This window comes from Streptomyces sp. BR123 (assembly GCF_013401435.1).
GTDB lineage: Bacteria > Actinomycetota > Actinomycetes > Streptomycetales > Streptomycetaceae > Streptomyces.
Genome location: NZ_JACBGN010000513.1, coordinates 1 through 2,700, shown reverse-complemented (window position 1 = coordinate 2,700; position 2,700 = coordinate 1). Strand labels below are relative to the sequence as shown.

Genomic DNA, 2,700 nt, shown 5'->3' with positions numbered 1-2,700 from the left:
CCGGTGATCACGCCACGGACGCCCACGCCCGTCCATGCGCGGCAGCAAGGGCTCTATCCGCTCCCACGCCGCATCCGTCAACTCGCCTCGACCTGCCACAAGATCAATTATCAGACAGGCCTTAGGATCTGCGGATGCCCCCGCTCCGCCGTGCCGTCCCACCGCCGCCGCAGGCGCCGCGGTTCACGCTGCCGGTGGGCCTGCTGCTGTGCGCGCTGGTGTGCGGGCTGCTCTCCGGCTGCACCGCGGCCGCGCCGCCCGACACCGCCGGCCGGGACATCCGCGCCGCCGTCGCCGCCTGGGCGCAGCGGCCGCCCGCGGAACTCGCCGGGATCCCCCTGGAGGGCTGGGCGTACGAGGTCACCGGCGTCCGGCGGGACGGGGCCCGCGCCACCGCCGCCGCCGAACTGCGCTACCGGCTCTCCGGGTACGACACCGCCGCGGCCGGCTCCGCCCGCGAGGTGCGGCTCGGCCTGACCGCCGGGCGGTGGCGGGTCACCGGCGACGCCCCCGCCCCCGGAGCCCCGCCGCAGCTGTGGGACCAGGGACCGGTGGCCGTGGTCCGGGGCGCGCACAGCCTCGTGCTCGGCTCCGGCCCGGTCGGTCCCGCCCTGACCGCGATCGCGGCCGAGGCCGACCGGGCGGTGCCCGCGGTGAACGCCGCCTGGCCGCCGCCCTGGGCCGGGCGGCTGGTGGTGCTGGTGCCCGGCTCGCTCGACGCCATGGCGGCACTGCTGGGGCGGCCCGCCGCCGAGTACCGCGGCATGGCCGCGGTGACCACGGGCAGCGTCGGCGGCGGCCCGGCCCCCGCCGACCGGATCGTCGTCAACCCGGAGGGATACACCGGACTCACCCCGGAGGGCCGGGCCGTCGTCCTCACCCACGAAGCCGCCCACGTGGCCACCCGCACGGCGACCTCGGCCACGACCCCGCTGTGGCTGTCGGAGGGCTTCGCCGACTGGGCGGCATACCGCGGCACCGACCCCGCACCCGACGGGGCGGCGCCCGGACTCGGCCGCGCGGTACGGCGCGGGGAGCTGCCCGCGCGGCTGCCGCGGAACGAGGAATTCGCCTTCGGCGGCGACCCCGAGGCGCTCGCCCGGGCGTACGAGGGCGCCTGGCTGGCCTGTCGGCTCGTCGCGCGGCGGTGGGGCGACGCGGCCCTCGCCGACCTGTACGCCCGCGCGGGCCGCGAACCGCTCCCCGTGGCCCTGCGGGAGGCCCTCGGTACCGACGAGGCCGGCCTGACCGAGGCCTGGCGCGACAGCCTGCGCGGCGACCTCGCCCCCGCCGTGCCGTAGGGGGCGGCGGCCCCGTTCCCGACGGCAGCGGCCGGGCCCGGGGGCCGGTCCGGTACTGTCGGCAGGCGATGCACAAGACGCTGATCGTGACCAACGACTTCCCGCCGCGACCGGGCGGCATCCAGGCCTTCCTGCACAACATGGCACTGCGCCTGGACCCCGACCGGATCGTCGTCTACGCCTCCACCTGGAAGCACAGCGCGGAAGGCCGCGAGGCCACCGCCGCCTTCGACGCCGAGCAGCCGTTCCAGGTCGTACGCGACCGGACCACCATGCTGCTGCCGACGCCGCGGGTCACCCGCCGCGCGGTGGGGCTGCTGCGCGAACACGGCTGCGAGTCGGTGTGGTTCGGCGCCGCGGCCCCGCTCGGCCTGATGGGACCGGCCCTGCGGCGGGCCGGGGCACGGCGGATCGTGGCGACCACGCACGGCCACGAAGCCGGCTGGGCGCAGCTGCCCGCCGCGCGCCGACTGCTGCGCCGGATCGGCGAGGGCACCGACACGCTGACCTACCTGGGGGAGTACACGCGCTCCCGCATCTCCTCGGCGCTGACCGGTGCTGCGGCGGACCGGATGGTGCAGCTTCCGCCGGGTGTGGACGAGAAGACCTTCCATCCCGGGTCGGGTGGCGACGAGGTCCGGGCCCGGCTCGGCCTGTCCGACCGGCCGGTGGTGGTCTGCGTCTCGCGGCTCGTGCCGAGGAAGGGGCAGGACACCCTGATCGAGGCGATGCCGCGGATCCTCGCGGCCGTGCCGGACGCGGTGCTGCTGATCGTCGGTGGCGGGCCGTACGAGGCCGATCTGCGGAAGCTGGCCGGCGAGACGGGGGTCGCGGACTCGGTGGTCTTCACGGGCGCGGTCCCGTGGTCCGAACTCCCGGCGCACTACGGCGCCGGCGACGTCTTCGCCATGCCGTGCCGGACGCGGCGGGGCGGGCTGGACGTGGAAGGCCTCGGCATCGTGTACCTGGAGGCTTCGGCGACCGGGCTGCCGGTGGTCGCCGGGGACTCCGGAGGGGCGCCGGACGCGGTGCTGGACGGGGAGACCGGGTGGGTGGTCCGGGGTGGCGACCCCGGGGACGCGGCGGACCGCATCGTGGCCCTGTTGCAGGATCCGCAGCTGCGGAGCCGCATGGGGGAGCAGGGCCGCGCCTGGGTCGAGGAGCGGTGGCGCTGGGACCTGTTGGCCGACCGCCTCCGCGAGCTGCTCTAGGCGCCCCGCCGACCGCGATCCCGCCGCCTGCCGCCTGCCGCCTGCCGCCTGCCGCCTGCCGACCGCGATCCTGCCGCCTGCCGCCCGCCGCGGAGGTGCCGGGTGGGGCGCCGCTGCGCGGAGCGATTCCCCCACCCCGCCCCTTCCCGAAACCGGGGCCACGCCCCGGTTTCGGGAAGGGGCGGGGT

The 2,700-nt window shown here is 77.3% G+C and carries 3 protein-coding genes; 2 read left to right on the top strand and 1 reads right to left on the bottom strand.

The features are described from left to right. Window positions 1–99 (bottom strand): transposase (locus HYE82_RS39410; protein ID WP_369009814.1); only part of this gene is annotated, 99 nt, incomplete at its 3' end. Between the two features lie 35 nt (window positions 100–134). On the opposite strand from HYE82_RS39410, the gene HYE82_RS35735 reads away from it, so the two are divergent. Beyond that, entirely contained in the window at window positions 135–1,301 is a 1,167-nt protein-coding gene (locus HYE82_RS35735; RefSeq protein WP_179178391.1) for a hypothetical protein, read from the top strand. 68 nt (window positions 1,302–1,369) lie between these two features. Continuing rightward, a complete protein-coding gene (locus tag HYE82_RS35730; protein WP_179178390.1) occupies window positions 1,370–2,512 on the top strand; it encodes a glycosyltransferase family 4 protein in 1,143 nt (380 codons plus the stop codon). Window positions 2,513–2,700: the final 188 nt, after the last annotated feature.

What these genes read in the sequence shown, in the direction of transcription:
- HYE82_RS35735 (WP_179178391.1), top strand. Translation starts at nt 135, where the DNA reads ATGCCCCCGCTCCGCCGTGCCGTCCCACCGCCGCCGCAGGCGCCGCGG.
- HYE82_RS35730 (WP_179178390.1), top strand. Translation starts at nt 1,370, where the DNA reads ATGCACAAGACGCTGATCGTGACCAACGACTTCCCGCCGCGACCGGGC.